This is a genomic window from Streptacidiphilus fuscans, assembly GCF_015690355.1.
Classification (GTDB): domain Bacteria; phylum Actinomycetota; class Actinomycetes; order Streptomycetales; family Streptomycetaceae; genus Streptacidiphilus; species Streptacidiphilus fuscans.
Genome location: NZ_JADPRT010000006.1, coordinates 75,515 through 101,754 on the forward strand (window position 1 = coordinate 75,515; position 26,240 = coordinate 101,754).

General features: G+C 71.3%; 30 protein-coding genes. 14 read left to right on the plus strand and 16 right to left on the minus strand.

The features are described from left to right. Position 1: 1 nt before the first annotated feature. Both I2501_RS16150 and I2501_RS16155 read right to left on the minus strand, forming a co-directional pair. The gene (locus tag I2501_RS16150; RefSeq protein ID WP_196194744.1) at positions 2–1,369 is read right to left on the minus strand and encodes an ABC transporter substrate-binding protein; all 1,368 of its coding nucleotides are present in this window, start codon (positions 1,367–1,369) and stop codon (positions 2–4) included. Between the two features lie 146 nt (positions 1,370–1,515). After that, a complete protein-coding gene (locus tag I2501_RS16155; protein ID WP_196194745.1) occupies positions 1,516–2,277 on the minus strand; it encodes a DeoR/GlpR family DNA-binding transcription regulator in 762 nt (253 codons plus the stop codon). Between the two features lie 305 nt (positions 2,278–2,582). On the opposite strand from I2501_RS16155, the gene I2501_RS16160 reads away from it, so the two are divergent. Together I2501_RS16160 and I2501_RS16165 are read left to right on the plus strand one after the other, a co-directional pair. Beyond that, the gene (locus I2501_RS16160) at positions 2,583–3,029 is read left to right on the plus strand and encodes a pyridoxamine 5'-phosphate oxidase family protein (RefSeq protein WP_196194746.1); all 447 of its coding nucleotides are present in this window, start codon (positions 2,583–2,585) and stop codon (positions 3,027–3,029) included. Continuing rightward, a complete protein-coding gene (locus I2501_RS16165; RefSeq protein WP_196194747.1) occupies positions 3,026–3,721 on the plus strand; it encodes an alpha/beta fold hydrolase in 696 nt (231 codons plus the stop codon). Before I2501_RS16160 ends, I2501_RS16165 begins: the two co-directional genes overlap by 4 nt. Before the next feature lie 588 nt (positions 3,722–4,309). Here I2501_RS16165 and I2501_RS16170 read toward each other — a convergent pair. The 5 genes from I2501_RS16170 to I2501_RS16190 all read right to left on the minus strand — a co-directional run bounded on the left by I2501_RS16170 (position 4,310) and on the right by I2501_RS16190 (position 8,485). Then, positions 4,310–4,507, minus strand: coding sequence for a 4a-hydroxytetrahydrobiopterin dehydratase (locus I2501_RS16170; RefSeq protein WP_328806396.1), 198 nt, complete (start codon positions 4,505–4,507; stop codon positions 4,310–4,312). Then, entirely contained in the window at positions 4,477–4,911 is a 435-nt protein-coding gene (locus I2501_RS16175) for an MmcQ/YjbR family DNA-binding protein (protein WP_196194748.1), read from the minus strand. The genes I2501_RS16170 and I2501_RS16175 overlap by 31 nt, the downstream gene beginning before the upstream one ends. Positions 4,912–4,970: 59 nt before the next feature. Beyond that, positions 4,971–5,900 (minus strand): class I SAM-dependent methyltransferase, encoded by a 930-nt coding sequence (locus I2501_RS16180; RefSeq protein WP_196194749.1) that lies wholly within the window; start codon positions 5,898–5,900, stop codon positions 4,971–4,973. A 149-nt stretch (positions 5,901–6,049) separates the two neighbouring features. Continuing rightward, entirely contained in the window at positions 6,050–8,056 is a 2,007-nt protein-coding gene (locus I2501_RS16185) for a S9 family peptidase (protein WP_196194750.1), read from the minus strand. 177 nt (positions 8,057–8,233) lie between these two features. Further along, positions 8,234–8,485, minus strand: coding sequence for a hypothetical protein (locus I2501_RS16190; RefSeq protein WP_196194751.1), 252 nt, complete (start codon positions 8,483–8,485; stop codon positions 8,234–8,236). A gap of 471 nt (positions 8,486–8,956) precedes the next feature. On the opposite strand from I2501_RS16190, the gene I2501_RS16195 reads away from it, so the two are divergent. The 5 genes from I2501_RS16195 (at position 8,957) to I2501_RS16215 (ending at position 12,540) form a co-directional block, all read left to right on the plus strand. Continuing rightward, entirely contained in the window at positions 8,957–9,109 is a 153-nt protein-coding gene (locus tag I2501_RS16195) for a hypothetical protein (RefSeq protein WP_196194752.1), read from the plus strand. A 262-nt stretch (positions 9,110–9,371) separates the two neighbouring features. Further along, a complete protein-coding gene (locus tag I2501_RS16200; RefSeq protein WP_196194753.1) occupies positions 9,372–9,632 on the plus strand; it encodes a DUF6400 family protein in 261 nt (86 codons plus the stop codon). Continuing rightward, complete coding sequence (locus I2501_RS16205) at positions 9,619–9,840, plus strand: hypothetical protein (protein WP_196194754.1); 222 nt, start codon at positions 9,619–9,621, stop codon at positions 9,838–9,840. Before I2501_RS16200 ends, I2501_RS16205 begins: the two co-directional genes overlap by 14 nt. 147 nt (positions 9,841–9,987) lie before the next feature. Next, on the plus strand, positions 9,988–11,664 hold the full coding sequence (locus I2501_RS16210) for a phospholipase C (RefSeq protein WP_196194755.1): 1,677 nt from the start codon (positions 9,988–9,990) through the stop codon (positions 11,662–11,664). A gap of 198 nt (positions 11,665–11,862) precedes the next feature. Continuing rightward, entirely contained in the window at positions 11,863–12,540 is a 678-nt protein-coding gene (locus I2501_RS16215; protein WP_196194756.1) for a DUF1707 SHOCT-like domain-containing protein, read from the plus strand. Between the two features lie 10 nt (positions 12,541–12,550). On the opposite strand, the gene I2501_RS16220 is transcribed toward I2501_RS16215, so the two are convergent. Beyond that, positions 12,551–13,552 carry a helix-turn-helix transcriptional regulator gene (locus I2501_RS16220; RefSeq protein WP_196194757.1) on the minus strand — a complete coding sequence of 334 codons (1,002 nt, stop codon included), beginning with the start codon at positions 13,550–13,552 and terminating at the stop codon, positions 12,551–12,553. A 92-nt stretch (positions 13,553–13,644) separates the two neighbouring features. Here I2501_RS16220 and I2501_RS16225 point away from each other — a divergent pair, with 92 nt between their 5' ends. Then, the gene (locus I2501_RS16225; protein ID WP_196194758.1) at positions 13,645–14,043 is read left to right on the plus strand and encodes a VOC family protein; all 399 of its coding nucleotides are present in this window, start codon (positions 13,645–13,647) and stop codon (positions 14,041–14,043) included. Positions 14,044–14,306: 263 nt separating this feature from the next. Continuing rightward, on the plus strand, positions 14,307–14,834 hold the full coding sequence (locus tag I2501_RS16230; RefSeq protein ID WP_328806397.1) for a GNAT family N-acetyltransferase: 528 nt from the start codon (positions 14,307–14,309) through the stop codon (positions 14,832–14,834). A gap of 3 nt (positions 14,835–14,837) precedes the next feature. Here the strand turns inward: I2501_RS16230 and I2501_RS16235 are convergent, their stop codons facing one another. The 3 genes from I2501_RS16235 to I2501_RS16245 form a co-directional block, all read right to left on the minus strand. After that, positions 14,838–15,617, minus strand: coding sequence for an alpha/beta fold hydrolase (locus tag I2501_RS16235; protein WP_196194760.1), 780 nt, complete (start codon positions 15,615–15,617; stop codon positions 14,838–14,840). A gap of 142 nt (positions 15,618–15,759) precedes the next feature. After that, the gene (locus I2501_RS16240) at positions 15,760–16,296 is read right to left on the minus strand and encodes an NUDIX hydrolase family protein (protein WP_196195026.1); all 537 of its coding nucleotides are present in this window, start codon (positions 16,294–16,296) and stop codon (positions 15,760–15,762) included. Between the two features lie 99 nt (positions 16,297–16,395). Next, the gene (locus tag I2501_RS16245; protein ID WP_196194761.1) at positions 16,396–17,349 is read right to left on the minus strand and encodes a helix-turn-helix domain-containing protein; all 954 of its coding nucleotides are present in this window, start codon (positions 17,347–17,349) and stop codon (positions 16,396–16,398) included. Positions 17,350–17,443: 94 nt separating this feature from the next. Between I2501_RS16245 and I2501_RS16250 the strand changes: the two genes are divergently transcribed. Both I2501_RS16250 and I2501_RS16255 read left to right on the plus strand, forming a co-directional pair. After that, on the plus strand, positions 17,444–17,626 hold the full coding sequence (locus I2501_RS16250; protein WP_196194762.1) for a hypothetical protein: 183 nt from the start codon (positions 17,444–17,446) through the stop codon (positions 17,624–17,626). A gap of 134 nt (positions 17,627–17,760) precedes the next feature. Beyond that, positions 17,761–18,216 (plus strand): SPW repeat protein, encoded by a 456-nt coding sequence (locus I2501_RS16255; protein ID WP_196194763.1) that lies wholly within the window; start codon positions 17,761–17,763, stop codon positions 18,214–18,216. 55 nt (positions 18,217–18,271) lie between these two features. On the opposite strand, the gene I2501_RS16260 is transcribed toward I2501_RS16255, so the two are convergent. The 3 genes from I2501_RS16260 to I2501_RS16270 all read right to left on the minus strand — a co-directional run bounded on the left by I2501_RS16260 (position 18,272) and on the right by I2501_RS16270 (position 21,461). Continuing rightward, positions 18,272–19,321 carry an AraC family transcriptional regulator gene (locus tag I2501_RS16260; protein WP_196194764.1) on the minus strand — a complete coding sequence of 350 codons (1,050 nt, stop codon included), beginning with the start codon at positions 19,319–19,321 and terminating at the stop codon, positions 18,272–18,274. Between the two features lie 82 nt (positions 19,322–19,403). Further along, on the minus strand, positions 19,404–20,342 hold the full coding sequence (locus I2501_RS16265; protein WP_196194765.1) for an NADP-dependent oxidoreductase: 939 nt from the start codon (positions 20,340–20,342) through the stop codon (positions 19,404–19,406). Positions 20,343–20,537: 195 nt separating this feature from the next. Then, entirely contained in the window at positions 20,538–21,461 is a 924-nt protein-coding gene (locus I2501_RS16270) for an LLM class F420-dependent oxidoreductase (RefSeq protein ID WP_196194766.1), read from the minus strand. Between the two features lie 150 nt (positions 21,462–21,611). Here I2501_RS16270 and I2501_RS16275 point away from each other — a divergent pair, with 150 nt between their 5' ends. After that, entirely contained in the window at positions 21,612–22,562 is a 951-nt protein-coding gene (locus I2501_RS16275) for a DUF2797 domain-containing protein (protein WP_196194767.1), read from the plus strand. 116 nt (positions 22,563–22,678) lie between these two features. Here the strand turns inward: I2501_RS16275 and I2501_RS16280 are convergent, their stop codons facing one another. Then, complete coding sequence (locus I2501_RS16280) at positions 22,679–23,230, minus strand: NADPH-dependent FMN reductase (protein ID WP_196194768.1); 552 nt, start codon at positions 23,228–23,230, stop codon at positions 22,679–22,681. Positions 23,231–23,362: 132 nt separating this feature from the next. On the opposite strand from I2501_RS16280, the gene I2501_RS16285 reads away from it, so the two are divergent. Beyond that, positions 23,363–24,028: a TetR/AcrR family transcriptional regulator gene (locus I2501_RS16285; protein ID WP_196194769.1), complete on the plus strand. Its 666-nt coding sequence runs from the start codon at positions 23,363–23,365 to the stop codon at positions 24,026–24,028. Positions 24,029–24,107: 79 nt separating this feature from the next. On the opposite strand, the gene I2501_RS16290 is transcribed toward I2501_RS16285, so the two are convergent. Beyond that, positions 24,108–24,986 carry a glycoside hydrolase family 16 protein gene (locus tag I2501_RS16290; protein WP_196194770.1) on the minus strand — a complete coding sequence of 293 codons (879 nt, stop codon included), beginning with the start codon at positions 24,984–24,986 and terminating at the stop codon, positions 24,108–24,110. Between the two features lie 142 nt (positions 24,987–25,128). Here I2501_RS16290 and I2501_RS16295 point away from each other — a divergent pair, with 142 nt between their 5' ends. Next, the gene (locus I2501_RS16295) at positions 25,129–25,998 is read left to right on the plus strand and encodes an LLM class F420-dependent oxidoreductase (protein ID WP_196194771.1); all 870 of its coding nucleotides are present in this window, start codon (positions 25,129–25,131) and stop codon (positions 25,996–25,998) included. The last annotated feature ends 242 nt before the right edge of the window (positions 25,999–26,240 follow it).

Here is a 26,240-nt window from a genome sequence, read left to right on the forward strand (position 1 = left end):
GTCACTGGCCGGCGTGCTGGGCGCCAACCTTGGCCGCCAGCGACTGACTGGTGCTCAGGGCCTGGCTGACGCTGGTCTGGCCCGCGATCGCGGCGCTGATCTGCTGGGAGACCTGGGTGCCCAGATCCTCGAACTCGGGGATCCCGACGAACTGGATGCCGGGGGCGGGACGCGGCTGCACGCCGGGGTTCTGCGGATCGGCGGAGTCGATCGCGGTCAGCGTGGGCTGGGCGAAGGCCGTCGCCGCGGCGGTGTAGCCGGGGTTGGTGTAGGTCGAGGCGCGCTTGCCCGCCGGCACCCGGGACCAGCCGAGGGTGCTGCCGACCAGCTGCTCGTACTGCTTGCTGGAGGCCCAGGAGATGAACTTCCACGCGTCGCTCTGGTGTTGGCTGGCCTTCTGGACGCCCCAGGCCCAGGTGTAGAGCCAGCCCGAGCTCTTGGTCTGGTCGACCGGCGCGGGCACGTAGCCGAGCTTCCCGGCGACGGGAGAGCCGCTGCCCTCCAGGGATCCGGCCGCCGAGGTGGCGTCGTACCACATGGCGACCTTGCCCTGCTCCATGTCGTTCAGGCACTCGGTGAACCCGGACTGCGCGGCGCCCGCCTCGCCGTGGGCGCGCACCAGGTTCACGTAGAAGGAGGTCGCCTTGGTGAAGGCGGGGCTGGTCAGCTGGGCCTTCCAGTCCTTGGTGAACCAGGTGCCGCCCATGGTGTTGACCACAGTGGTGAGCGGCGCGATCACCTCACCCCAACCGGGCTGCCCGCGCAGGCAGATGCCCTTCATGCCGGGCTGGGCCCCGTCGGTCTCGGCGGCCAGCTGGGCGACCTGCTCCCAGGTCGGGTGGGCCGGCATGGTCAGGTGCTTGGCCGCGAACACGTCCTTCCGGTACATCAGGAAGGACGACTCGCCGTAGAAGGGCTCGGCGTAGATCTGGCCGTTGACGGTGAGCGACTGCTGGATGGTGGGCAGGATGTCGCTCTGGTCGAAGGTGGGGTCCGCGGCGGCCTCGGAGGAGAGGGGGGCCAGCCAGCCGTTCTTGGCGAAGAACGGCGTCTCGTAGTTGCTGATGGTCGCCACGTCGTACTGGCCGGACTGGCTGGAGAAGTCCTGGGTGATCTTGTCCCGGACGTCGTTCTCCGGCAGCACGGTGAAGTGCACGGTGATACCGGTGGACTGGGTGAAGTACTTGGCGGTGAGCTGCTGCAGGTCCTCCATCTGCGGGTTGTTCACCATGAGCACGTTGATGGAGTGCGCGGCGCCGCCCGTGGCGCTCCCGCCACCCGCGCCGGCGCAGGCGGTCAACAGCGCGGTGCTGAGCAGCAGGGCGCCCACGGGGGCGGTGCGGCGGAGGAGGCTTCGTCTACCGGTCATGTCGTCCTTCTTTCCGGGAGTCGGGTTTCCGAGGAGTGGGTGGAGGTGATGGGTGGGTTCATTACTTGTGCATGACATGCACTCCTTTAGGAGTGCACACGGACAGGGCACAAAAGGGTCGTGACTGCGCTACGGCCGACGCGGCGTCAGACCCTGATCACCGTGGGCCCCAGCAGGGAGTAGCGCCGGGCTTCGGCGTTGGGCAGGCCGGTGTCGGTCACGATCGCCTCGAACTCGCTCACCTGGGCGAACCGGCAGAAGCTGCTGACGCCGAACTTGCTGTGGTCCCCCATGAAGACACGCCTGCGGGAGACTTCGATCGCCTTCGCCTTGACGTCGGCCACCACGGGATCGGGGGTGGTGAGCCCCTGTTCCCTGGTGATGCCGTTGGAGCCCAGATAGGCCAGGTCGATGACGAATCCGCCGAGCATCGAGCAGGCCCAGGAACCGACGGTGGCCAGGGTCCTGGCGCGCACCCGGCCGCCGAGCAGCAGCACGGTCAGGTGAGCCGAGTCCGCGACGGCGGCCGCGGTGGTGAGCGACGCGGTCACCACCGTGAGCGGGCGGTCGACCGGCAGCAGGCCGGCGAGGATCTGCGGCGTGTAGCCCTCGTCGATGAACAGGGTCTCCGCATCGCCGAGCAGCTTCACCGCCTCGGCGGCGATCCGCTGCTTGTTCTCGACGTTGCGGTTGACCCGCTGGGCCAGGCCGGTCTCGAAGCCCGCGCTCTCGACGGGGTAGGCACCGCCGTGCGTGCGGCGGACCAGACCGTGACGCTGCAACTCGCTGAGATCGCGCCGGATCGTCTCCGGCGCGACGCCGAAGTCCGCGGCCACCTTGGCCACGTCCACCCGGCCCTCCTGCCGGGCCAGCACGAGGATCCGGTGCTTGCGCTCCTCAGCCCTCATCTGCCCGTCCCGCCTTTCGTCACGTCTCCGGACGCGCTCCGCCCGTTCGGACATCGCACGCCCGCTTGGTGCCCGTAGCAGAGTTATACCGGTGCCCGGGTGGCGCGAAGCCGCCCGTAATCGAGGGAATCAAAACCGATGTCTGCCCGTTTCGATCAGCGCGAACCATCAGATCAGAGCTGCCTTCGGAGCCGTGGGGCGGATGTGGCAATGCCCGAATACCCACCTTCCTGTGCCCGTTTTGACACGGGCCGGACAGACCCACCGGCTGGTCCCGGCCATCGCGTACGGCGCAGGATAGGGCCATGACGCCACCACCCTCCTTCGACGTGGACGAGTTCCTCGCGCAACCGCTCACCGCTCGGATCGCCACCAACGGGCCGACGGTGCGCCCGGTCTGGTACCTGTGGGAGGAGGGCGCGTTCTGGGTGCTGACCGGGCCCTGGGCGCGGCTGATGCGGCGGGTGGAGCGGGATCCCGACGTGGCGCTCGTGGTGGACGAGTGCGACCTCGTCAGCGGACTGGTCCGGCAGGTGATCGCGCGCGGCCGCGCCGAGTTGACGCCGTTCGACGTACCGCGCGGACGACGCAAACTCACCCGCTACCTCGGCCCGGACGAGTCCCGCTGGGACGCGCGCTTCCGCGCCTACCTCCACGACGACCCCACCTCACGCGGCACGACCTGGCTGCGCCTTCAGCCGACGACGCTGGTCGCCAACGACCTGACCTACGACACCTCAGGCCTGGCATGACCGACCAGCGTTCGATCGACGTCGCCGGGGTCCGCCTCGCCTACCGGCTTTCCGGACCGGTGGACGCTCCACCCCTGGTGCTGCTGCACGGGCTCGGCGCGGGCGCGGCCGACTGGGACGGCGTCCTGCCCGCCCTCGCTCGCCGCCACCGCGTCCACGCCCTCGACCTACGCGGACACGGCGACAGCGACTGGCCCGGCGCCTACTCGCTGGAACTGCTGCGGGACGACGTCCTCGGCCTCCTCGACGCGCTCGGGCTGGAGCGCGTCGACCTGGTCGGGCACTCGCTCGGTGGTGTGGTCGCCTACCTCGTCGCGGCGGAACGGCCCGGCCACGTGGGACGGTTGGTGCTGGAGGACGTGCCGCTGCCACGTCCGCGCGTACCCACGCGCCCGACCCGGCCGGACGGTCCGCTGGCGTTCGACTGGGAGATGGTGCTGGCGCTGCGGAAGCAGCTGGACACCCCTCCGGTCGAGTGGCTGGACCAGCTGGGCGCGATCACCGCGCAGACGCTGGTGATCGCCGGAGGACCGGACAGCCACATCCCGCAGGACGGCGTCGCCGAACTGGCCCGCACAGTGCGGAACGGACGCCTCGTCACCATCCCTGCCGGACACCTGGTCCACGCCACCGCGCCGGACGCGTTTCTCACCGCCGTCCTGGACTTCCTGCACCTGCACCCATCGGGCTGACACGCCGACGCGCTCGACCCGTCCATCGGACCGGCCGTCAACAACCTTGGCAACGGCCCACCTGCAAAGCCGTCTCAGCCATTCCGTGCATTCCTCAACTGTGCGGGTGCATACTGTTGGTGAGGCCTCGTCCGCATCCCCCGTCGGACGGGGCCTCATATGTGAGTACCCGGACTCATGCCCCCACGCCGCTGCAGCGCGATCCTGGAACCCAGCATGCCGTGGGAAGGGGGCCCGCCGTGTGGTGGTCGTTTCTGGGTTTGGGGCTGCTCTGCGAGGCAGCCGTCTGGTGGTTCACGCTGTACCTCGCGCGGCAGTCCCGGCAGCACGGCCCGTCCGGGCCGTCGATCATGGTCGTTGCCTTGGCCCCGGTGCTCGCCGTCGTGCTGGTCTTCCGAGTCGTGGGCATCCTGGCCGCGTTCGCCCTCGCGTGGCAGCAGCGCGGTGGAGTGGGGGGAACGGTCCTGCTGGCGATCGGCTCCGTGTGGATTGCGGCGATGGCTTGGGCAACTCTCTCGGACATCCGCTCCTCCCGGCAGGACGGTAGTCGCAGGCGCTTCATTCGTCGCTCCACCGCACCGCACGTCATCACGCAGGTGGAGCGACGTCCAGCTCTCCGGCGTGCCCGGCGGCGACCTTGTCGATCTGCGCGGCCAGGGCGAAGTCGGTTGCGGTCAGAACGCCGCCGGCGTCGTGGGTGGTGATGGTGAACCGGACCCCGTCGAAGGACAGATTGGTGTCCGCGTGATGCTGCGTCAGTCGGCCAAGCCGTGCTCGGCGAGCCACGCCTGCGCGCGGGTGCGGGAGGCCTGGGAGAGCCAGGCGTCCTGGATCAGCTCGGTCAGCTCCTGGACGTCGAGCTCACCGACACGGCAGGCGCGCAGCAGGACCGACGGATGCCCGTCGAAGTGCGGGGTGGTGAAGAACGGCTTCGTCCCATCCTGGACGAGTGACTGCTTCTCCGCGTCGGAGGGGACCCAGAAGACGATCACGTCGTCGTACGGCTCCCCCGTCTCGGGATCGACAGCGTCGCGTCGCGCGGTCCTGAAGAAGACGAAGGATTTGGAACCGACCTGATAGACCGGGTTGCTGCGCGGCCCCTGCACCACACTCACGTGCGGCATCGCGGCGGCGATCCGGTGCACGTCGGCGACCGTGGCGCGCCGACCCCGCGTCGGCCTGGTGGACATGGCAGGCAGCGTATTCCGGCGGAGGCCCGAACACGCTGCCACACGCGGGCGATACCGCCTCAGCGGCCCCCGCGCCGCGCGTTGCGGATGGCGCGGGTCGCGACCGGCGGCAGGAGGTCCTTGGCCAGGCGCTTGGCGCGGGCGGGGAGCGCTGCCGCCTCGGCCTCCTTCAGGCGGCGCTCCCGCTCGGCCTTGGCCGTGCGCTCGGCCACGATGTGGTCGTGGAACCGCGAGGTGCGGAACGACGGCGCCTTGAGACCGGCCTTGTTGCGCAGCCGGATGATCCGGTTGCCGCGGATCCGCTCCTCGTACGCGGTCAGCTCCGGGTGCTCGGCGAGCTCCTCCAGCAGCAGGTCCTGGAGCGGCGTGGGGTCACCCCAGGTGCCGTAGAACTTGTTGGCGGAGACGACGATCGGCAGCAGGTCCATGGTGGCCACCGCCTCCCAGACCGCCGCGCTGACGCCGGGGGTGTGCTCGGAGCGGTAGTCGTCCAGCACCACGACGCCCTCGGGCGAGAGCGTCTCCTTGGCGAAGGCGATGTCGCCGATCACGTGCTCGTACAGGTGCGACGCGTCGATGTGGACGAACCGCGCCGACTTCGGCTCGACGCGGCCGTCGGACATCACCGAGGTGGGCGCCTGGACGAGGTCCGGCAGCGCGTCGTGGAAGGCCAGGTAGTTGCTCTCGAAGGCCTTGCGGGTGAGCGTGTCGCGGTAGGACGCCGCCATCTCGCCCGAGTTGGCCTCGTCCGGGGCCTCGGAGTCGAACAGGTCGCAGACCGTGAAGGTCTCGCCCTCGCGGACGTAGTCCCCGAGCATGATCGCGCTGCGCCCGAGGTAGGCGCCCATCTCGATCAGGTTCCCTGGAGTCTCCGCCTTCTTCTGCTGTTCCAGGAACCAGACGAAGAGATGTCGGTCGACGGCGAAGAACCAGCCCCGCACGTCGTCCAGCGTGGCGGGCGGTGCCGACTGCGGTCCTGCGGTGCTCATGGGATCTCCGAGACGCCGAACGTGTGAAGACTGCGGCCGAGGCTACGAGACACCGGGCGCAGGCTCAAGTGACCTTTGTCTCTTTGGGATACTCTGCCCGGAGAACTCCTTGACTACGCGACACTGTGCACTCCCTGTGCCCTCGCCGGTCACTTGTCGGCCCTGTCGCCTTCACATCCTGCCGCTTCCCGGGCGTCCTCCGCCTGCCCTGCCAGCAGGACGTGCTCAGCCAGGAAGTCCCGAGCGCGCAGCATGATGTCGCGCTGGTGCTCCCGCCCGGCGACGATGTGGCCCGCCCCGGGATAGACCGCCAGCTGATGCGGGACGCCGTGGTGGCTGAGCGCGCGCTGGAGGTAGATCGCCTGGGAGAGGGGCACGTTGGTGTCCGCCTCGCCGTGCAGGATCAGCACCGGGGTGGTGATGGCCGCCGCGTACGAGACGGGACTCACGGCGTCGTGCGGGTGGGGCCCCGGTCCCTCCCAGCCGGTGGAGCCGCCGAGGAAGGCCTCCTGGGTGCCCAGTTCGCCGTGCGCGACCTGGAGCCCCCAGTCGGCGATGCCCGCGCCCACGATCGAGGCACGGAAGCGGTCCGTCCGGGTGACCGCCCACGCGGCCATGTAGCCGCCATGGCTCCAGCCGCTGACGGAGAGCCGCTCGGGGTCGGCCACGCCAGCGTCGACCAGGTGGTCCACCCCGGCGATGATGTCGGTGTACTCGGCGCCGCCGACATCCCCGGACACCATGGCCGCGAACGCGTGTCCACGGCCCTCGCTGCCGCGCGGGTTGGGCATCAGCACCGCGTGCCCGCAGGCCGCGAGCCACTGGGCCGAGAGGTACCACTGGAACTGCAGCTGGTCGGCCCACCGTTCGTACGGTCCGCCGTGCAGGCTCACATGGAGCGGGAACGGGCCGTCCGCGCGCGTCCGGCCGGGCGGGAGCACGAGCACGCCCTCGATCTCCAGGCCGTCCGGCGCGCGCCAGGACAGGCGCTCCTGTGCGCCCCAGACGACCTCGCGGAAGTGCGGCCTTGTGTCGCTGACCTGCCGAAACGCTTCGGCACCGCGTCGTACGTGGACGTCGACGGGCGCGTGCCCGGCGCTGATCAGCAGAGCGACCACCTCGCCGGTGCCGTCGACGGCCGGACCGTCGGCGCGCCCAGGGATCACGGTCAAGCGGTCGAAGCAACCGGTAGCCGGGTCGTACCGGCGCAGGGCGCTGTCGAGTCCCTCGGCGAAGAGGGCCAGCGGCGGCCGCCCGTCGGGGTGCTGCACCAGGTCGGTCGGGCAGACGTCCAGGCCCTCGGTGAGGTCGCGGTGCCGGCAGGCGTCCGCGCTCGTGGCCGCAGCCGGGAGGGCCGCCACGCCCGACTCCGGCACCGTCACGTCGAGCACCGCGCGCCCGCCAGCCCCGCCGGGCGGGGTCGTGCCGAGGTAGGACACATGCCAGTCATGCGCGTCGTGCCCGTCACCCCCACCGGCTCGCCACCACACCGGCGAATCGGCGTACATCGCGGTCGGCCCGAGGTCCTGCGCCGCTCCGGAGGCCAGATCGACGACGTGAAGGCGCGCGGTCCAGGCTCCCGGCTCCTCCGCGGGGACGTCCCAACTGATCACTGCGAGGGCGCGGCCGTCCGGGCGCACCTCGGCGGTGACTACGTGGCGGCCGTCGAGCGCTCCGAGCCCGGTCAGGCGTCGCGGGCTGCCCTGGCCCGGCGGGAGCAGCCAGAGCCCGTCGCCGGGTTCGGTGCCCCAGACGATGACGTCGCTCTCCCCCGCCGCGGACGCACCGGGCTGCGGCGGCGCGATAAAGGCGATCGCGCCGTCGGCGAGAGGGCGGTGGTCCAGGATCCCGCCGTCCCAGGAGAGCAGCTCCCGCTGGTCGCCGCCGCTCGGGTCGATCCGCATGAGCTGACCGTCCGCCAGGAAGACCAGCGCGGTCGAGTCGGCCGTCCAACGGGGCTGCGCCACCAGCCGCTTGCCGTCCGTCAGCTGCCGGGGCGGCGCGGAGCCGTCAACCGGGGCCACCCAGAGCAGGCTCCAGAGCTCCCCCGTGAAGGTGACCGGCTCGACGACGTACGCCACCCATCGCCCGTCCGGCGACACCGCCGGCCGCCCGGGCGACAGTCCGTCCACCAACAGTTCCGGCAGCAACTCCACGACATCTCCTCCCGTCGTCGGGCGCGCGCCCGACGCGGGGGCTGAGCCTAGGCGCTGGGGCGGAGGACAGTCACCGGAATTTCACCGACTACTGACGGTCCGTCACAGAATCAGCCGGGCCCGGCCCGCTCGGGGGTCGGGCCGGACCCGGCAGCTCGGTCGCCGCTCCGCCGCAGCTCACTCACCGCCGTCGAGGACGGTGACGGGCGCGCCCTGTGCGTGCGCGCGCTGCAGCGGAGCGGTCAGGTGGACCACGTACGGGCCGTTGCCGCGGCAGCTGTCGATCGCCACCACCTCGTCGTCGATCCGCAACCGGCACGGGACGGGCACCGGAGCGGTGAGCGGCAGGTTGGAGCTACGCCAGTGGATCGGGTCGGTCGGGTGCGCGGTGCTGACCGGAGCCACGGCGGAGACGAGCACGGGGTCCATGACCAGGCACGTTAGTGGCAGAGAGCCCCTCGTGGGGAGTCCTTCGATCAGGCTTTTTTCGGGACCTTTCCGCAGGTGGGACGGCATGTCCGTGCCACTTCGCACACCCCCGGAACGGGCCCGTTCCCGTCCTCCCTGACGCCGCAAGCGAGTTGACGGAGCGACGGCTGACGAACCCGCAAATCCGCCGCTGCAGCGGCTGCCGGTCGCCGGCACCGTCGTACAGCGTGCGCATCGGACGGGCGGGCCGCAACCACCCTACGCACACGCTGTGCGACGGCCGTGCGCTCGCGGAGCGACCCCCGAGCGGGGCGGGGTGACCGACCGGCCGACCCGATCGGGTACGTTCGAACGGACACCCCGAGCAGTGGGGGCAGACCGGCGACGGACACGGTTCCTTCACGATCCGCTCGCCGGTTCTCCGCACCCACTACTCGCTGAACTGCCACTTTGACGAGGTAAGGTGCCCGCGTGTCTGAGTCACCCCGCCGCCCGATATCCCCCAGCGAGATGGATTCCCTGCGCGACGCAGCCCCCGTCGACGCCGAGTTGCTGCAGCGGATCCGCGCCGCGCTGACCGCGCGCGAGAGCGAGAACGACGAGGATTCCGGCAACGCAGAGTGACGAAATGAACCGGCAGCGCGGCTCCCACCCCCGCCCACCCCTGCCCGCGCCTGCCCACGGGTCCCCCACGACAAGCGCGTGACAGCCGCGCAGCACGCATGCCGAGTGTGACCTGAATCACGCGCGCGACGGACCACGTGAGCAAGGACACGTGCCCACATGCCCCCACCTGGCGAAATGCCCCTTTTGGAGCGACGGCTTCTTTGATACCCAGGAAGAAGACCTGAAGCACCACGCACACGCACCACCCAGGAAGTCCGGCATGACGCGCGACAACGAATCCAGCCCGAACACCGGCCTCATAGCCTTCGACGTCGACCTGACCCGTCAGGAGACGCAGCGTCGAGCCCTGGTCATGGACGCCCTCGGGCCCGACTGGGACCCGGTCGCCGTGCTGCAGGACGAGGACGCCGCCTACGAGCTGCTCTACTCCGGCCTCGACGCCGAACAGCAGCGGATCCACGACGAGCTGGTGGCCGCGGGTGTGCTGCCCGCGCGGGAGTCCGGCCGTGCTGCCGATTGACCCGCACGCGGACCTGGGCCGCCGCGCCTGGGTGCCGTGCCCCTCCTGCGACGACAGCCGCGACTGCGGTGACTGCGGCGCCGCCCGGACCTGCTCCGGCCACTGGCGCTACCTGCTGGCCAACACCGGCAGCCGCCTGCACCTCCAGTGCCCGAGCTGCACCCACGTCTGGGACCACGAGACCGGCTTCGGCGCGACCCGCTCGTAGGGTCCGTACGTCCGATGCTGTACATGACACGGAAACTCATCGGCCCTTAAGCTCGAACGCGGCATTCGGACACCTGTACGCAAGACTCACGCCCATGATGGTTGACGACGCATCAGTAACATCGTCGCCCACCGGAGGCCAGAGCTCATGACGGACAGTCAGAACGCAGCCCAGGAGCCAGAGTCGGCCCAGTCCGCGCCGTCAGTGGCGCCAGTGGCGTCAGGGGCGTCAGCGGCAGCAGGGGCGTCAGCGGCGTCGCGCAGGAGCGGGATCACCCGGCGCGGCCTGATCGCCGGGGCGTCCGCCGCCGGAGCCGCGGCGCTGATGGGCGCGGCCCGCCCAAAGGGGCCGACCGCCGCGCAGTCGCGTCTGATCGACAGCGCGCTGGCGGCGTCGACAACGAACGCCTCCCTCTCCGACATCAAGCACGTCGTGGTGCTGATGCAGGAGAACCGGTCCTTCGACCACTACTTCGGCACCCTCTCCGGCGTGCGCGGCTTCAGCGACCCGAACGTGCCGCAGCAGACCGTGGGCGGCAGCAGCTACCCGGTCTTCGACCAGTTCGGCTTCCAGCCCGGCACCGGCGCCTCCGCGTCCGGCTACCTCCAGCCGTTCCGGCTGCTCAGCGACCCGCCGCTGGAGGACGGCCAGACCACCAACGACATCGACCACAGCTGGGCCACGCAGCACCGCAGTTGGAACGGCGGGGCGATGGACTCCTTCGTCTCCGCGCACCTTTCGGCGGACGGCGCCACCAACGGCCCGGTCACCATGGGCTACTACACCCGCGACGACCTCTCGTTCTACTACGCGCTGGCCGACGCGTTCACGGTCTGCGACGGCTACCACTGCTCGGTGCTCGGCCCGACCGACCCCAACCGGCTGATGCTGATGTCCGCCTCGATCGACCCGGAGGGCACGCAGGGCGGCCCGGTCGTCCAGACCTTCGGCAACCGGCTGGGCGAGTACGGCAAGCTCTCCTGGGAGACCATGCCGGAGCGGCTGCTCCAGGCCGGGGTGGACTGGAAGGTCTACAACGACCCGATCGGCCTGCTGGCACTCAGCCCGCTCCCCTACTTCAAGGCGTACAACAACCCGTTCTCCGTCACCGGCAGCGAGCTGATCTCCCGCGCGCTCACGCCGACCTATCCGGGCACCTTCCAGTCCGACGTGGCCAACGGCACGCTACCGTCCGTCTCCTGGATCATCCCGCCGGTCGCCGAGTGCGAGCACCCGGCCGCGCCGCCGCACTACGGCGAGTACTTCGTCCAGGAGGTGCTGGCGACGCTGGTCTCCAACCCGGACGTGTGGGCGCAGACCGCGGTCTTCGTCGTCTACGACGAGAACGGCGGCTTCTTCGACCACGTCGTCCCGCCGACCGCGCCCGAGGGCACGCCCGGCGAGTGGCTGGCCACGCTGCCGTCGGCGGCGGGCGGCGTCAACGGCCCGATCGGGCTCGGCTTCCGCACGCCCGCGCTGGTCATCTCGCCGTTCAGTGCGGGCGGTTTCGTGCACTCGGAGACGCTGGACCACACCTCGGTGCTGCGCTTCATCGAGACCCGCTTCGGCGTCGAGGTCCCCAACCTCACCGCCTGGCGGCGCGGCGTCACCGGCGACTTCAGCGGCGCGTTCAACCTGAGCGCCGCGCCCACGACCGCCTTCCCCTCGCTCCCGCAGATCTCGCTCGGCGACACCTCGGCGGCGGAGCAGGCGGTGCTCAACGCGCTGGCCGGAACGCTGGACGTCGGCATCCCGTACCCGCTGCCCAGCAGCAACTCCATGCCGACGCAGGAGACCACGCCCAACCGTCCGCAGGTGCCCTGACCCAGCAGGTACGACGAGGTCCACGACGGCGGGCACACCCACGGGTTGAGGTGTGCCCGCCGTGCTTGCTCTGCTCGTTCGATCGACATCGAGCGCTTGGCCGTGAACGCTTTCGCGATATATCGTAAGTCCGTACGTCGCAGACGACCGAACGATCGCAGTGATCACAGTGATCGCAGCCGAGCACGGGGAGATCTCATGGCAGCGGACAGTCAGCCCGTCGACAGGCTCGTCGGCAGGGCCGGGGCCGACGTCGGAGCACCCGCGCTCAAGGCCTCCCACGCCGACCGCGACGCCGTGGTGGACCGGCTCCAGACCGCGGCGGGCGAAGGGCGGTTGACCGTCGAGGAGCTCGACGAGCGGGTCGAGGCCGCGCTCACCGCCCGCACCGTCGACGAACTCGTCCCGCTGACCGCCGACCTGCCGCCGTCCGGCGCCCCGACCGGCATCCCGACGGGCGTGGCCGACTTCGCCGCGCCGGCAACGCCCGGCGACACCGTGCTGATCGAGCAGAAGGGCAGTCAGATCGCGCGTCGCGGCGCATGGACCGTGCCGCAGCGGCTGGAACTGCGCGCCGAGTGGTGCAAGGTCGTCCTCGACCTCACCGAGGCCCGGATCACGTACCCGACCCTGCACATCGACCTCGACATGCGCGGCGGATCGCTGGTCCTGATCACCGACCCGGGCATCGAGGTCGACAGCGACCAGGTCCGGTTCACCTTCGGCGGCCTCAAGGAGCGCGGCCGACGCCGATCCGGCCGCACCGGCCGGTTCCGGCGCGAGGAGGTCCCGACGCGCCTGCGGATCCACGTCACCGGCGAGCTGCACCTCGGCAAGATCCTGGTGCACCAGCAGCGGCGCGTCCGCGGCGCGTAGCCACACGGCCTCAGGTTTGGCGGGCGTAGGACGCGAGACGTTGGGCGAGCGCGCTGACGAGGTCGCGCAGTTCGTCGGGGCGCTCGATGACGAACGGACGGTCGAGCGTGGCGAGCAGCGCAGGCAACCAGTCGAGCCGCTCCACCCGAAGCCGGACCCGCAGCCAGCCCTCGGCCGCCTGATCATCAGTGACGGCCGTGGGCACGCACTCCTCCAGGGTGGCGACGCTGGCGGGAAGACGGGCGCGGATCTGCTCGACCGTGCCCTGGATCCGCAGGACCACCTCGTGCTGATACTCAGCCGTGGCGAACCCTGACACCACGCGCTCCGCCGGATCGGGACCCACGGGTGCCTCGAACGAGCCGGGCAGAGTCCGGGCGTCCGCGATGCGATCGAGCCGGAAGGTCCGGTCCTCGCCGATCCCCGGATCCGTGCCCGTGACATACCAGCGCCCCGAGTGGGCGACGATCCCGTACGCGTGCAAGGTGCGTTCGCTGCGCCGTCCTTCACGGTCGGTATAGCGGATCGAGACCGGTCGGCGGTGGCGCACCGCGTCGGCGACGGTGAGCAGGATCCCGGCGTCCGGTGTGCCGAACGCGTCGGCCGTGCCGGGCCGATCCGTGAAGGCGAGGGACTCCTGGAGCGCGTCCAGCCGACGGGCGATGTGCTTGGGCAACACCCGCCGGATCTTGGCCGACGCCGTCTCGCTCGCCGTGCGCTCCGCCGTCGTCAACCCGGCTCGGCGGCCGGCGACAAGGCCGAGCAGCACGGCCAACGCCTCGTCGTCGCTGAGCATCAGCGGGGGCAGGCGGTACCCGGGGGCGAGCCGGTACCCGCCATAACGACCGCGCACCGACTCCACCGGCACGTCGAGGTCGAGCAGTTGGTCCACATAGCGCCGCACGGTCCGGCCCTCGACGCCGAGCCGGTCGGCGAGTTCGGCCACCGTCCGAGTGCCGCCGGACTGCAGCAGCTCCAGGAGGGTCAGCACGCGGCCGGTGGGTCGGGGCATGTACTCAGCCTAGTGCCGATACAGGACCGATTCTGTCCTCTATTGCTCCTAGCCTGCGAGGGACAGCGATTCCGCCTGCCGAGGAGATCACCATGGACTTCGTCTCGATCCGCATCATCACCAGCGACGTCGCACGCCTCGTCGCGTTCTACGAGCGAGCCACGGGGGTGCAGGCCGCGTGGGCCACCGAGGACTTCGCCGAACTCAGGACCCCCGCCGCCACCCTCGCGATCGCCGGCACCCGCACCGTCCCGCTGTTCGCCCCGGGCTCCGCCCGTCCGGCAGAGAACCACAGCGTGATCACCGAGTTCCTCGTCGACGACGTGGACCGCGTGCACCAGAACCTGACCGGCTTCGTCACCGACTTCGTCGCCGGGCCCACGACCATGCCCTGGGGCAACCGGTCGCTGCTGTTCCGCGACCCCGACGGCAACCTCGTCAACTTCTTCACCCCCGTCACCCCGGCAGCCCGCGAGAAGTTCGCGCGGTGACGACGCCACGCACAGCCGCCCACGGGTGAGCCATGGCGCTTGCCGGCGTCGGGTGATGTAATGACCACATGCCTTCTGCATCACTTACATCATCGTCTCTTGCATCGCCTCTGGCAACGCCCGACGCTCCCGCCTGCGGCGTCCCCTCCCATGTCCGGGACTGGGTCGCCGGGTGGGCGGTCTCGCGCGGGGCCTCGGATCCGCGTACGCAGCCGTGGGGGTGGACACTCGACGTCGGGCAGCCGACCCAGGTGGCGAGGCACGTGGTCGTCGAAGCGGATGCGGAACGGGTGCGGGACGCCGCCGCGCAGGCGCAGGGCCAGGGCTGGTGGCTCAAGGTGTTCCTGCCCGGCTCGTGCGCGGAGCCGGAGGCACTGGTCGGGCAATGGCTCGGCGACGCATGGGCGTTCGACTCGGCGGCTTTCCTGATGTCCGTCGAACTCACCCCCACCGAACCGGGAGCGCTGCCGCCGGGCTACCAGCTCCGCACCTGGACCCAGGGCGGTGTCGTCCGCGTTCTCGTCGCCGCGCCCGACGGATCGTTGGCGGCGCGCGGCCAGGCGGGCCTGGCGGGCGACGTCGCCGTCCCGGACCAGATCCTCACCACCCCGGCCCACCAGCGGCGCGGCCTCGGCTCGGTGGTCGTGCGCAGCCTCCAACAGCAGGCGCTGACCGCGGGCGCCTCCCGAGCCGTTCTGGGCGCGACCACCGAAGGCCGCGCGCTCTACGAGTCCCTGGGCTGGCGCGCCCACACCGCGTTCGCCAGCGCCTTCCGGGCCTCGGGCGAGTAGGCCCTAGGCGAGGAAGTCGACGATGAAGGGCAACGTTCGCCGGAGCGGGCCCGCATCGACGGCGGCGGCCAGTTCGCCCAGGTAGTCACCATGGTTGCCGGGAACCACGAGCAGGCGGGCCTGCGGGATGAGGGAGGCCAGGCGGAGCGCGTGGTCGATGCGGATCACGTCCTGGTCGGCGGCCATGACGAGGGTCGGGGCCGTGATCGAGGCCATCAGCGCGTCGGGGAAATCGGTGAAGCCGGTCAGCATCAGCTCGCGGTCGAGGTGGAACATGCGCTCGGCGTGGGCCGGGTCACCGCTGGCCTTGAGGTCCGCCTCAAGGTAGGGCTGGGGCAGATCGGCGAAGCTGCCCGCCGCGAGCCCCTCCCAGAATCCGTCCACCATGCCGTCGCGGCGGAACGGCGCCGAGGCGACGACGAGTCGGCGGACGGCCCGCGGGTGCCGGACCGCCAGTTGCAGGGCGACCTGGCCGCCGTTGCTGAACCCGAGCACGTCGCACGGCTCCACGGAGAGCTCCCGCAGCAAGGCGGCGACGCCGTCCGCGGACGCCTCGAACGAGGCGGGGCGCTCCCCCGAACCGGTATGGCCGTGCCCCTGCAACTCGACGGCGAGGATGCGCCGCGACGCCTCCAACTCCGGAATGAGGCGGCCCCAGTTGGAGTCGATCGTCGATCCGCCACCGTGCACGAGCAGGAGGGGAGGCTGCGCTGCCTGGGATTCGCGGTGCCATTCGAAGTAGAGCGGCAGCTCTCCCGACGAGTATCCGTGCTCAACGCCCATGGCCGTGAGTCTAGCCGCGCCCACTGACAGTCCCTCAGACCTCGCCGGGCTCGGCGGGCCCTCCGTCGGGCCTTGTACGGGGCAGACACAGCAAACCCGGACCACCGCCCGACGGCGGCAGCCCGGGTCACGGAGCCGGTGGTCAGGGCAGGCAGGACGTGTGGGCGAGGGCCTGCTTGAGCAGGGCCCCCTGGCCGCCCTCCATCTCCTGCTGGACGAGCGGGGAGGCGGCCTCCTCGGGGGTGAACCAGACCAGGTCCAGCGCGTCCTGCCGGGGTCGGCAGTCCCCCGCGACCGGCACCACGTACGCCAGCGCGACGGCGTGCTGCCGTGGGTCGTGGTACGGCGTTATCCCCATCGTCGGGAAGTACTCCGCGACCGTGAACGGCTGGAGCGAGGCCGGGATCCGTGGCAGCGCCACCGGCCCGAGGTCCTTCTCCAGATGCCGCACGAGCGCGTCGCGCACGCGCTCGTGGTAGAGCACGCGGCCGGAGACCAACGTGCGGGAGACAGTGCCGTCCGTGCCCATGCGGAGCAGCAGTCCGATGTGGGTGACCTCGCCGCCCTCGTCGACGCGGACGGGCACCGCGTTGACGTAGAGCACGGGCATCTGGGCCCGCGCGGATTCGAGGTCGTCGACGTCGAGCCAACCGGGCGTCGTCTCGGTGGTGTCAGCCATCTCAGCCATTGCCTGATCTTATGGTGCGCCACCCCTTCCGCGCAGGTACCTCCTCGTCACACCCTCGGCGCGTCGACCGCCCCGACACCCGGTCCCGGGTCAGGCCGTCTGCGCGAAGGCGCGCCGGTACTCGGCGGGTGCGACGCCGACCGCGCGGCGGAAGTGGTGGCGCAGCATCGCCGCGGTGGCGAAGCCGCACGCGCGGGCGATCTCCTCGATCGTCAACTCCGAGCGCTCCAGCAGCCGTCGGGCGTGCAGCACGCGCTGGGCGGAGAGCCAGCGGTGCGGGGTGGTGCCGGTCTCGGCGACGAAGCGGCGCGCGAAGGTGCGTTCGGACATGTGCGCCCGACGGGCCAGTTCCGCCACCGAGTGTTCGCGGTCGAGCCGTTCGCTCAGCCAGGAGAGCAGTGGCTCCAGACTGTCGGCGCAGTGCTCGGGCACCGGCTGGACGATGAACTGGCGCTGCCCACCGTCGCGTTGGGGCGGGACGACCATCCGTCTGGCGATCGCCGTGGCCGCCTCGGAGCCGATCTCGCGGCGGACCAGGTGCAGTGCGGCGTCGATCCCGGCGGCGGTCCCGGCGCTGGTGATGATGTCGCCGTCGTCGACGTAGAGCACGTCGCGGTCGAGCTTGGCGTTCGGGAAGCGGTCCGCGAAGTCGTCGGCGTGACGCCAGTGGGTGGTGCAGCGCCGCCCGTCGAGCAGCCCGGCCGCGGCGAGGGCGAACGCGCCGCTGCAGACGGTCAGCAGCTGTGCGCCGCGCTCGTGCGACTCGCGCAGGGCGTCGAGCAGTTCAGGCGGGTAGGGGTCGCGGATGGTGAACGCCGGCAGGGCGATCAGGTCGGCGTCGTCCAAGGCGTCGAACCCGAAGGGCGCGGTCATCGTCCCGCCGAAGGAGGTCCGCACGGTGCGGTCGGGCGTCGGGGCGCAGACGCGGAAGTCGAAGGGCGGCACGCCGTCCTCGGTCCGGTCGATGCCGAAGACCTCGCAGATCACGCCGAACTCGAACGAGGCGAAGTCGTCGATCAGGGGCACCGCAACCGTACGCAGCATGAGGGACAGCCTACGCCGTTCGTGGCAGGATATCGACGCACCAGGGCGCTCCTGCCACTGGTGGCAGGATCTCGCCGAGCGCAATCTGAATGCCATGGAGATTCTGATCCCGCTCGGCACCATGGCACTTGTCCTGCTCGGCCTGGAGCGCAACGCCCGCCGGGCCCGCCGCGGCTTCCCCGTCGCGACCTCGACCTTCACCGCCCACGACCACCGCGACCGTGACGCGGAGCGCGTCCGCGACGAGCTCCGGGCGCGCACCCCGGAGCGGGCCTGATCCCACCGGCCCCACAGGCCTACCGGCACAACTGCCCACACCCTCCTCGAAATTCGCGCTCGGCATATCGGTACAAGTAGCCCGAAACGGTGAATAATCTACTTATCCCGAGCTAACGCGAGGAAGTGAGTGGGATGTCTGACCTTGGACATCGCGCTCCCGACATCACCGGCCATCCCGACCTGGCCGAGATGCGAGAGCGGTACGCGAAGCTGGACGCCCGCCGGGAGGCGGTCGCCATCGACGGACTGGTGCTGCTGACCGGAATCTACGCAGCCATTTCCCCTTGGGTCGTCCACTTCCGGGCGAGCAACATCGACCTCTCCGTGAACAACCTGATCATCGGCCTTGTCCTGGCCGCGTTCGGCCTCGGTCTCACCACGGCCGGCGACCGGATGTACCGACTGACCTGGACCTGCGCCGTGATCGGCGTCTGGATGATCATCTCTCCGTGGGGCGTCACCCTTGGGCACCACCCCACGGCCGGAATGATCTGGAACAACGTGCTGATCGGCGCCGTCGCCTGCCTCCTCGGCTTCGGAGCCGTGGGCCTGGTCATGGGCGGACGCGGCATGCGCATGCGTCGCTGACGCCCTCAGGGCCTGGCAGGCCCCGAACCTGCCACCTGCCTACCTGCCCGACTGCCTACCTTCGACCCGCGGCTCCGACCCGTTCGACGGCCGCGGGCCGTGCCATGCCCTGGAGCTCGCGCCGGAATGCGCCGGGTGCGACGCCGTACTCGCGCTTGAACGCCTTGCCGAAGGCAAACTCGCTGCCGTATCCCGCGCGGGTGGCGACCGCGCTCAGCGGCAGCTCCGCGTCCTCGCGCAACTGCGCCGCCGCGCGTGTCATCCGCCACCGGGTCAGGTACGCCAGCGGCGGCTCGCCGACCATAGTGGTGAACCGCCGTGCGAACGCGGCACGGGAGAGCCCGGCCTGGTCGGCGAGCGACTGCACGGTCCACGCCTCGGCCGGATCCCCGTGCATCGCGGCGAGCGCCGGAGCGACCGCCGGATCGCTCAGCGCGGCAAGCCAACCGCTACGCGCCTGCGCGGGCTGCTCGTCCAGCCAGGCGCGCAGGATGTAGAGCAGCAGCGCGTCGATCAGCGCGGCGACGATCCCGTCGGTCCCGAGGCGCGGACGCTCCAACTCGGCGCAGAGCAGCTGGACCGCGCTGCTCAGCTCGGGATGCCGCCCCGGACGGGCGGGCAGATGGATCAGCTCGGGGAACTGGGCCAGCAGCGGGTGCGGACGCGCCTGGTCCAGGTGGTAGTTGCCGCACAGCAGGCTGGTCTCCACGCCCGGCCCGCCCGGCCCGGCTGCCCCACCCGGCCCACCGGGCCCACCGGCCCCACCGAGCCGCATCCGCCCGATCGGGTAGCGCTCGGACCCTTCGGCCGCCGCCTCGAAGTCCCCCGGGCGCGGGGTCACCGGCTCGCTGTCCGGATGGTCCGCAAGGACGTGCGCCGACCCGCTGCGGAGGAAGACGACGTCACCGGGCGCGAGCGCGAGCGGCGGATGGCTCTGCCCGGCGTCTTCGGCCGGGAGCAGCCAGCACGTGCCGTGCAGCACCACGTGGAACCCCGCCCCGGCCACCGGCGGCAGCCGCAGCGCCCACGGCGCACACCCGTCGGTACGGACGGAGGCGGGCCGAGCCGTCCGCATCAGGGACAACGCGTCGCTCAGGATGTCCATGACTCGTCCCTCCTCCTCTCGGTGACGCCGTCTCACGCGGTCTGACGCCGTCTCATGCTCGGACGGTCGTCCGGCCGGACGCTCACACCGTCAGCACGATCTTGCCCTGGACGTGACCGCTCTCCAACAGGTGATGTGCCTTGGCGACATCGGCCAGGTCGAAGGTCTGCTCCACGAACGGGCGGATCCGACCGGCGTCGACCAGTGCGGCGATCGCCTCCAGCGAGGCGTAGTCGGGCTCGACCGACACCCCGGCGAAGACCCGGCCCGCGGCCTGGACACGCTCGATCAGTTCACGGTCGCCGTGCTCAAGGATGCTGACGAGGACGCCGCCCGGCCGCAGCACCTGGAGCGAACGGTCGCCCTGCGCGGTCGAGTCGAAGACGACGTCGACCGGGTGGTCGCGCAGCACCTCGGTGAAGTCGGCGCTGCGGTAGTCGATCAGCTCGTCCGCGCCGAGCCCGCGCAGGAACGCGCTCCGCGACTCACTGGCGTTCGCGATCACGTGCGCGCCGCGGGCCTTGGCGATCTGCACCGCGAGGTGGCCGACTCCCCCGGCCGCCCGGTGCACCAGCACCCGCTGCCCCTCGCCCGACTCGCCCACCTTGGCCAGGTCGACCAGGCCCTGCCACGCGGTGAGCGCGGCAAGCGGCAGCGCGGCGGCGTGGACATGGTCGAGGCTCGCCGGCTTGCGCGCCAACTGCCGTGAGGGAGCGGCGACGTACTCGGCGTAGCCGGTCGCGGCACGCGGGAAGAACGGCATCCCGTACACCTCCTCGCCGACCTGGTAGCGGGCACCCGGTCCGGCCTCGACGACCTCGCCGGAGATGTCCCAGCCGACCCCGAACGGCGGCTCGCCGAGCAGCGGGAAGGCGCCGGAGCGGACCGCGACGTCCACCGGGTTCAGCGCGCTGGCCCGGACCCGGACCAGGACCTCGCCGGACAGCGGCTTCGGCCGCTCCGTCTCGACCACCTGCAGGACCTCGGGACCGCCGAAGGACTGCTGAAGCACTGCACGCATGACGCTCTCCCCATTCGAAATCCGAGCCGCATCGGCTTTCTGCGACGGGATCTACGTTAGGGAGCGTGGGCGAGACGATGAATGGCCTGCAGTCTCCTCTGCATGTCTGATCGTCTCGCCCGACGTCACTTCCAAGCTGCTGCTGCTTGCACGCCGGCTTCCGCGCCGACGTGCGCGCCGACGTGCGCTCTGACGTCAGCCGAGCTGCGGCATCACCTGGTCGGCGATCAGGGCCAGGTGGTCGAGGTCGTCCAGATCGAGGATCTGCAGGTAGAAGCGGCTGCTGCCGGTCTCCGCGTAGCGGCCGATCTTCTCGACCACCTCCGCCGGGGTGCCCGCCAGGCCGTTCTCCCGCAGCTCGGCGGGCTCGCGGCCGATCGCGGCCGCGCGACGGGCCACCTCGGCCTCGTCCCGGCCGACGCAGGCGACCAGCGCGTTGCTGTAGACCATCGAGTCGGCCGCCCGGCCCTGCTCCTGCACGGCCTCGCGGACGCGCTGGATCTGCTTGGCCGAGTCGTCCACCGAGACGAAGGGCAGGTTGAACTCGTCGGCGAACCGCGCCGCCAACTCCGGCGTCCGACGCGGTCCCATGCCGCCCACCAGCACCGGGATCCGCTCCTGGGTCGGCTTGGGCAGCGCGGGGCAGTCCTTGAGCTGGTAGTAGCGGCCCTCGAAGTCGAAGGTCTCGCCGAGCGCCGTCCGCCACAGCCCGGTGACGATCGCGAGCTGCTCCTCCAGCCTGCCGAACTTGGCCGCGGGGAAGGGGATGCCGTACGCGGTGTGCTCGTCCTCGTACCAGCCCGCGCCCAGGCCCAACTCGACGCGGCCACCGCTCATCTGGTCGACCTGGGCGACCTGGATCGCCAGCACGCCGGGCAGCCGGAAGGTCGCCGCCGTCATCAGCGTGCCGAGCCGGATCCGCGAGGTCTCGCGGGCCAGTCCCGCCAGCGTCGTCCAGGCGTCCGTCGGTCCGGGCAGGCCGTCGACGTCGCCCATCTTCAGGTAGTGGTCGGAGCGGAAGAACGCGTCGTAGCCCAGGTCCTCGGTGGCCTTGGCCACCCGCAGCAGCGTGTCGTAACTGGCCCCTTGCTGGGGCTCGGTGAAGATGCGCAGATCCATGCGGGCCACGGTACGCGAGTCGACGGGCCGGTTCGGGCACCGCCTTTCCCCGCCGGAGCGTCCGCCTCCGCAGCGCCTGCCACGGGAGCATCTGTCATCAAAGCGTCAGCGTGGGCCGTCGTTGTCATACCCCCTCGCTACGGTCGGACCATGAGAGCTTCCGCAGCGGTCGACGGCAGTGGCGGATGGCGCTGCACGGGCGCCGGTTGGGACGCCGACGGGCCGGTGTTGGGCTGGTGGTCGCCCATATCCGGGGAGCGGCAGAGTCCGCTCGCCCTCGGCGGGCCGCTGGCGTTCACCGTGGGCGGCTCGCGGCGCTGCGTCGGGCTGCTGCACAAGGGTCGGCGGATCGCCTGCCCGCACCGCGCCGAGCTGCCCGGCACGGCGCACGGGGAGCTGTGCGCGGACTGCACGGCGGTCGACCGGCGCCACTCCGTGGCCGCGGACACGGCGTTCGACGATCCGCGCGTGTACCGGCTCTACCTGGCGTGGTTCGGGGCGGGCTGCGTCAAGGTGGGCATCACGGCGCAGGCACGCGGTGCCCGTCGGCTGACGGGGCAGGGTGCGTTGGCCCATCTCTGGCTCGGCGAGGGACCGTTGCCCGCTGTGCGGCGGGCGGAGATCGCGCTCGGCTCGGCCTTCGGCATCCCGGACCGGGTGAGCACGACGCGCAAGCGTGCCGAGCGGGCGGCGGCGGTCGCCGTCCCGGCCGACCAGGTCACGGCCGAACTGGAGGCCACGCGCACCCGGCTCCACGCCGCGTCCGCCTGGCCCGAGACGGTGCAGCGGCTCACGGCCCTGACGGTGGATCACCGTGCTGCCTACGGGCTCGACATAGCCGAACCACCGGCCCCGGAGGCGGAGATCCCGCACCTCTCCCCGGGTGTGACCGTGGCCGGAACGCTCCACGCGGTCGTCGGCACGGACGCGTACCTGCGGGCTGCGGCGCGGGGTGCAACAGCCTCGGACACGTCTCTGCTGCTCAGCCTGCGGCTGCTCGCCGGGTGGGAACTCGCGCGCGCCGCGCCGGACGCCGCCACGACCGCGCCCACGCAGCGCCTGGCCAGGCCGCAGGAGCCGCTGCCCACACTCTTCGGCTGACCCGCAGCGCAGGCACGGCCTACGAGCACCGACCGTCGGCATAACGCCGGACGGCCCCGGCCGCCGCGCGCAGGCGCGGCGATCCGGGGCCGTCGGAAGGGCGAACCGAAGGGAGATCAGGCGGAGACGGCCGCGTGGACCTGGCCCAGCAGCGCGGTCAGCTGCGCGGCAACCTCGGCGTCGTCCACCGGGTGGGTCTCGGCGAAGCGGGTGACCGAGCCCGGGATGGAGAGCTTGACGTCCTCGAGGACGTTCCCGCCCGCGACACCGGCCGCCTTGCGGGCCGCGTCCTGCGCCCACACGCCGCCGTACTGGCCGAAGGCGGTGCCCAGGACGGCGACCGGCTTGCCGGAGATCGCGCCCGCGCCGTACGGGCGGGACAGCCAGTCGATGGCGTTCTTCAGCACGGCCGGCATGGTGCCGTTGTACTCGGGCGAGAAGAGCAGGACGGCGTCGGCCTGGGCGACGGCCTGGCGCAGCTCGGTGGCGATGGCCGGGACGGTGCCCTCGACGTCGATGTCCTCGTTGTAGAACGGGAGCTCGCCCAGACCGTCGAGGATGGCGACCTCGCTGCCGGCCGGCGCGAGCTTCGCGGCCGCCTCGGCGAGCTGGCGGTTGGTGGAGCCGGCACGGAGGCTGCCCACCAGGGCGACGATACGGACGGACATGGATGCTCCCAACAGACAGGCCGCGCACCGGGCAGGGCACGGAGAGTTCTAGCGGACCGTGGTCCGGTTCCCAGTGAAACACATGAAGCGGACCACGGTCCAGTTAGCCCCGATGCGCGGTACGCTGACCGCATGACGTCGCCCTCCGAGCGTCCCGCCCCCGCGTATCCCGCGGCCGAGGCCAGGTCGCTCCCTGTGCTGCCGGTCCTGCTCGACGGTGAACCCGTCGAGCGCGCCGAGCGCGCAGACGCCGCGCGCAACCGCGCCAAGCTCCTCGACGCCGCGTCCTCGCTGATCCGGGACCGCGGGGCCGAGCACCTGACCATGGAAGGCGTCGCCTCCGCCGCCAACGTGGGCAAGGGCACGGTCTTCCGCCGCTTCGGCGACCGGGCCGGGCTGCTCTTCGCCGTGATCGACAAGACCGAGAAGGAGTTCCAGGAGTCCTTCCTCTTCGGCCCGCCGCCGGTCGGCCCCGGCGCTCCTCCGGTCGAGCGCCTCGAAGCCTTCGGCGTGACGGCGCTGCGTCACCTGCGCTGCAACATGAACCTCTACGTCGAGGCCGACCGGAACGCGGACCGCCGCTACACCTCCCCCGCCCGCGTGGTCCGCGAACGCCACATCACGCTGCTGCTCCGGGCGGCGGGCGTCACCGGCGACCTGGAACTGCTGAGCAACACGCTTTTGAGCTTCCTCGACCCGATGGCCACGGAACACCTGCTGGCCAACCGCGGCCGCACGCTCGCCGAGCTGGAGGGCGGCTGGCGGGACCTGGTCCAAAGGATCGCCCGGCCCGCCTGATCCGTCGCCAGTTCCCTGGCCCTGCACAGGTCCTGCCCAGGTCCAGCCCCCGAGCCCTGCCCTGGCCCTAACCCCAGCCCTACCCCCGCCCCGGTCCGGCCGCCAGCGGGTGCGGATGCCCGTAGTGGGGCTGCTGCCACACCCGGACCCAGTCCACGAGCATCGTGTCCGGAACGGGCTTGGCCGTACTGGTGTTGTCGATGATCAGGTACTGGGGCGCGTCGCCGTTGTCGAACGCCTCGCGCCCCACCAGCACCCCGTCGTAGTAGAACGTGACGGTCCGCACCGAGGGGTTCCAGTAGGCCGCGTAGTTGTGCCAGCCGGGGCCGAGGTTCGTGCACTGCCCGGGGCCCCCGGTGATCTGGTGCACGTGGAAGCACAACTGCCCGGCCAGACCCTCCATGACGTCGATCTCGCCGTCCCCGGGAAAGCTCTGGCCGTCGGACCAGAAGGCGGGCCAGTCGGAGACGGTGGTGCTCCCGGGCGTGTAGATGAGCGCCTCCATCAGGGCGGGCCCGGTGAACTCGAATCCGCCGGAGGCGCGGCCGTCGTGCGGGTTGGTGGAGACGAGTGCGCCGTGCGTGGCCGTGAGGGCGAGCGCGAGGTGGCCGTCCGAGACGGTGACGTTGCGCGAGTCGTAGCCCTGGGCCTCCTGGGTGTTGACCGGGCCGGTGATGCCCGTGCCGAACCAACCGGGCTGCCAGAGGGCGGTGTTGAGACTGCTTCCCGCGAAGTCGTCCTCGAAGGTGAGGGTCCAGTCGTCGTCCCGGAGCGGCCGTGCGGCAGCCACCGCTCGGCTCTCCGCCGCCTGGCCCGCCACCGTCCGACTCGCCACCACTCGGCTCGCCTCCACATGGCTCGCTTCCGCGTTGCTCGGCGTGACCCGGCTCGACGCCATGACGGCCAGCAGCGGCAGCACCGCTGCTGCGCACAGGGTGGTCAGGCGTTTCCGTTGCATGGATGACCTCGGCTCCTCACGGCGGTGTTCCTTGGCCGACTCAACGCCGCGCCGATGCCGCTGGTCACGCGTCCGAGGGATTCAGTCCCCCGGTCGGCCTGTCACGCGGCACAGCGGGCCGCCGCCGACCTACGCTCGGACCATGAAGCTCGGCCTGCACTACTGGAACTACTCCCGCCCCACCGACCCGGCCCGGATCGCGCCGACGCTGGCGCAGACCGCGCGGATCGCCGAGCAGGCGGGCCTCGCCTCGTTCACGGTGATGGACCACTACTTCCAGATGGAGCAGCAGGGCTCCGCCGAGGAGCCGATGCTCGAGGGCTACACCACCCTCGGCTATGTGGCCGCGCTCACCGAGCGGATGGAACTCGGGCTGCTGGTCACCGGGGTGATGTACCGCCATCCAGGCCTTCTGGCCAAGATCGTGACGACGCTCGACGTCCTCTCCGGCGGACGCGGCCGGCTGGGCATCGGCGCGTCCTGGTACGAGCGCGAGCAGCGCGGACTGGGTGTGCCCGTGGTGCCGGTCGCCGAGCGGTTCGAACGGCTGGAGGAGACGCTGCAGATCTGCCTCCAGATGTGGAGCGACAACAACGGCCCCTACCAGGGCACGTACTACCAGCTGACCGAAACCCTCTGCGTGCCCGCGCCGTTGACCCGCCCGCACCCGCCGATCATGATCGGCGGCAGCGGCGAGCGGAAGACCCTCCGCCTGGTCGCCAAGTACGCCGACGCCTGCAACCTCTTCGGCACCGGGGAGGCGGAGGTCGCGCACAAGCTCGACGTGCTGCGCGAGCACTGCCGGACCGAGGGCCGTGACTACGACCGGATCGAGAAGACCGTGGTGGCGGGCGGCTCGCCGCTGGACGACCCCGACGCCTTCCTCGCCCAGGCGGAGGCCTACGCCAGGCTCGGCGTCAGCGAGCTCCAGCTGATGCCGGACCGCGACCCGGTCGCATTCACCGAGCAGGTCGGGCAGACCCTCCTGCCGCGCATCGCCGCCCTGGGCTGAGCCGGGGCCGAGCCGGGGCCGAGCCCGCGCCGAGTCGCGAAGCTGACTCACGGCGCTGGTCCACGCCGCGCCGCGCCGCCTCCGGGTCAGGCACGCCCACGCGCGCCCACCCGACCAGGCGCCCCGCCACTCCCCCGCACCCCCGCACCCCCACCGAATCAGCACACCTTGCCCTTGCGGGAAGCGAGCGCAAGGGTTCACCATTCTGACGCGAACTCGTCAGATTCACGGCATCCAGCGCG

Bases quoted from the DNA above. Each gene is read 5' to 3' on its own strand.
- I2501_RS16150 (WP_196194744.1), bottom strand. From the start codon at position 1,369: ATGACCGGTAGACGAAGCCTCCTCCGCCGCACCGCCCCCGTGGGCGCC.
- I2501_RS16155 (WP_196194745.1), bottom strand. From the start codon at position 2,277: ATGAGGGCTGAGGAGCGCAAGCACCGGATCCTCGTGCTGGCCCGGCAG.
- I2501_RS16160 (WP_196194746.1), top strand. From the start codon at position 2,583: ATGACGCCACCACCCTCCTTCGACGTGGACGAGTTCCTCGCGCAACCG.
- I2501_RS16165 (WP_196194747.1), top strand. From the start codon at position 3,026: ATGACCGACCAGCGTTCGATCGACGTCGCCGGGGTCCGCCTCGCCTAC.
- I2501_RS16175 (WP_196194748.1), bottom strand. From the start codon at position 4,911: ATGTCCACCAGGCCGACGCGGGGTCGGCGCGCCACGGTCGCCGACGTG.
- I2501_RS16180 (WP_196194749.1), bottom strand. From the start codon at position 5,900: ATGAGCACCGCAGGACCGCAGTCGGCACCGCCCGCCACGCTGGACGAC.
- I2501_RS16190 (WP_196194751.1), bottom strand. From the start codon at position 8,485: ATGGACCCCGTGCTCGTCTCCGCCGTGGCTCCGGTCAGCACCGCGCAC.
- I2501_RS16200 (WP_196194753.1), top strand. From the start codon at position 9,372: ATGACGCGCGACAACGAATCCAGCCCGAACACCGGCCTCATAGCCTTC.
- I2501_RS16210 (WP_196194755.1), top strand. From the start codon at position 9,988: ATGACGGACAGTCAGAACGCAGCCCAGGAGCCAGAGTCGGCCCAGTCC.
- I2501_RS16215 (WP_196194756.1), top strand. From the start codon at position 11,863: ATGGCAGCGGACAGTCAGCCCGTCGACAGGCTCGTCGGCAGGGCCGGG.
- I2501_RS16220 (WP_196194757.1), bottom strand. From the start codon at position 13,552: ATGCCCCGACCCACCGGCCGCGTGCTGACCCTCCTGGAGCTGCTGCAG.
- I2501_RS16225 (WP_196194758.1), top strand. From the start codon at position 13,645: ATGGACTTCGTCTCGATCCGCATCATCACCAGCGACGTCGCACGCCTC.
- I2501_RS16235 (WP_196194760.1), bottom strand. From the start codon at position 15,617: ATGGGCGTTGAGCACGGATACTCGTCGGGAGAGCTGCCGCTCTACTTC.
- I2501_RS16240 (WP_196195026.1), bottom strand. From the start codon at position 16,296: ATGGCTGACACCACCGAGACGACGCCCGGTTGGCTCGACGTCGACGAC.
- I2501_RS16245 (WP_196194761.1), bottom strand. From the start codon at position 17,349: ATGCTGCGTACGGTTGCGGTGCCCCTGATCGACGACTTCGCCTCGTTC.
- I2501_RS16250 (WP_196194762.1), top strand. From the start codon at position 17,444: ATGGAGATTCTGATCCCGCTCGGCACCATGGCACTTGTCCTGCTCGGC.
- I2501_RS16255 (WP_196194763.1), top strand. From the start codon at position 17,761: ATGTCTGACCTTGGACATCGCGCTCCCGACATCACCGGCCATCCCGAC.
- I2501_RS16260 (WP_196194764.1), bottom strand. From the start codon at position 19,321: ATGGACATCCTGAGCGACGCGTTGTCCCTGATGCGGACGGCTCGGCCC.
- I2501_RS16265 (WP_196194765.1), bottom strand. From the start codon at position 20,342: ATGCGTGCAGTGCTTCAGCAGTCCTTCGGCGGTCCCGAGGTCCTGCAG.
- I2501_RS16270 (WP_196194766.1), bottom strand. From the start codon at position 21,461: ATGGATCTGCGCATCTTCACCGAGCCCCAGCAAGGGGCCAGTTACGAC.
- I2501_RS16275 (WP_196194767.1), top strand. From the start codon at position 21,612: ATGAGAGCTTCCGCAGCGGTCGACGGCAGTGGCGGATGGCGCTGCACG.
- I2501_RS16280 (WP_196194768.1), bottom strand. From the start codon at position 23,230: ATGTCCGTCCGTATCGTCGCCCTGGTGGGCAGCCTCCGTGCCGGCTCC.
- I2501_RS16285 (WP_196194769.1), top strand. From the start codon at position 23,363: ATGACGTCGCCCTCCGAGCGTCCCGCCCCCGCGTATCCCGCGGCCGAG.
- I2501_RS16290 (WP_196194770.1), bottom strand. From the start codon at position 24,986: ATGCAACGGAAACGCCTGACCACCCTGTGCGCAGCAGCGGTGCTGCCG.
- I2501_RS16295 (WP_196194771.1), top strand. From the start codon at position 25,129: ATGAAGCTCGGCCTGCACTACTGGAACTACTCCCGCCCCACCGACCCG.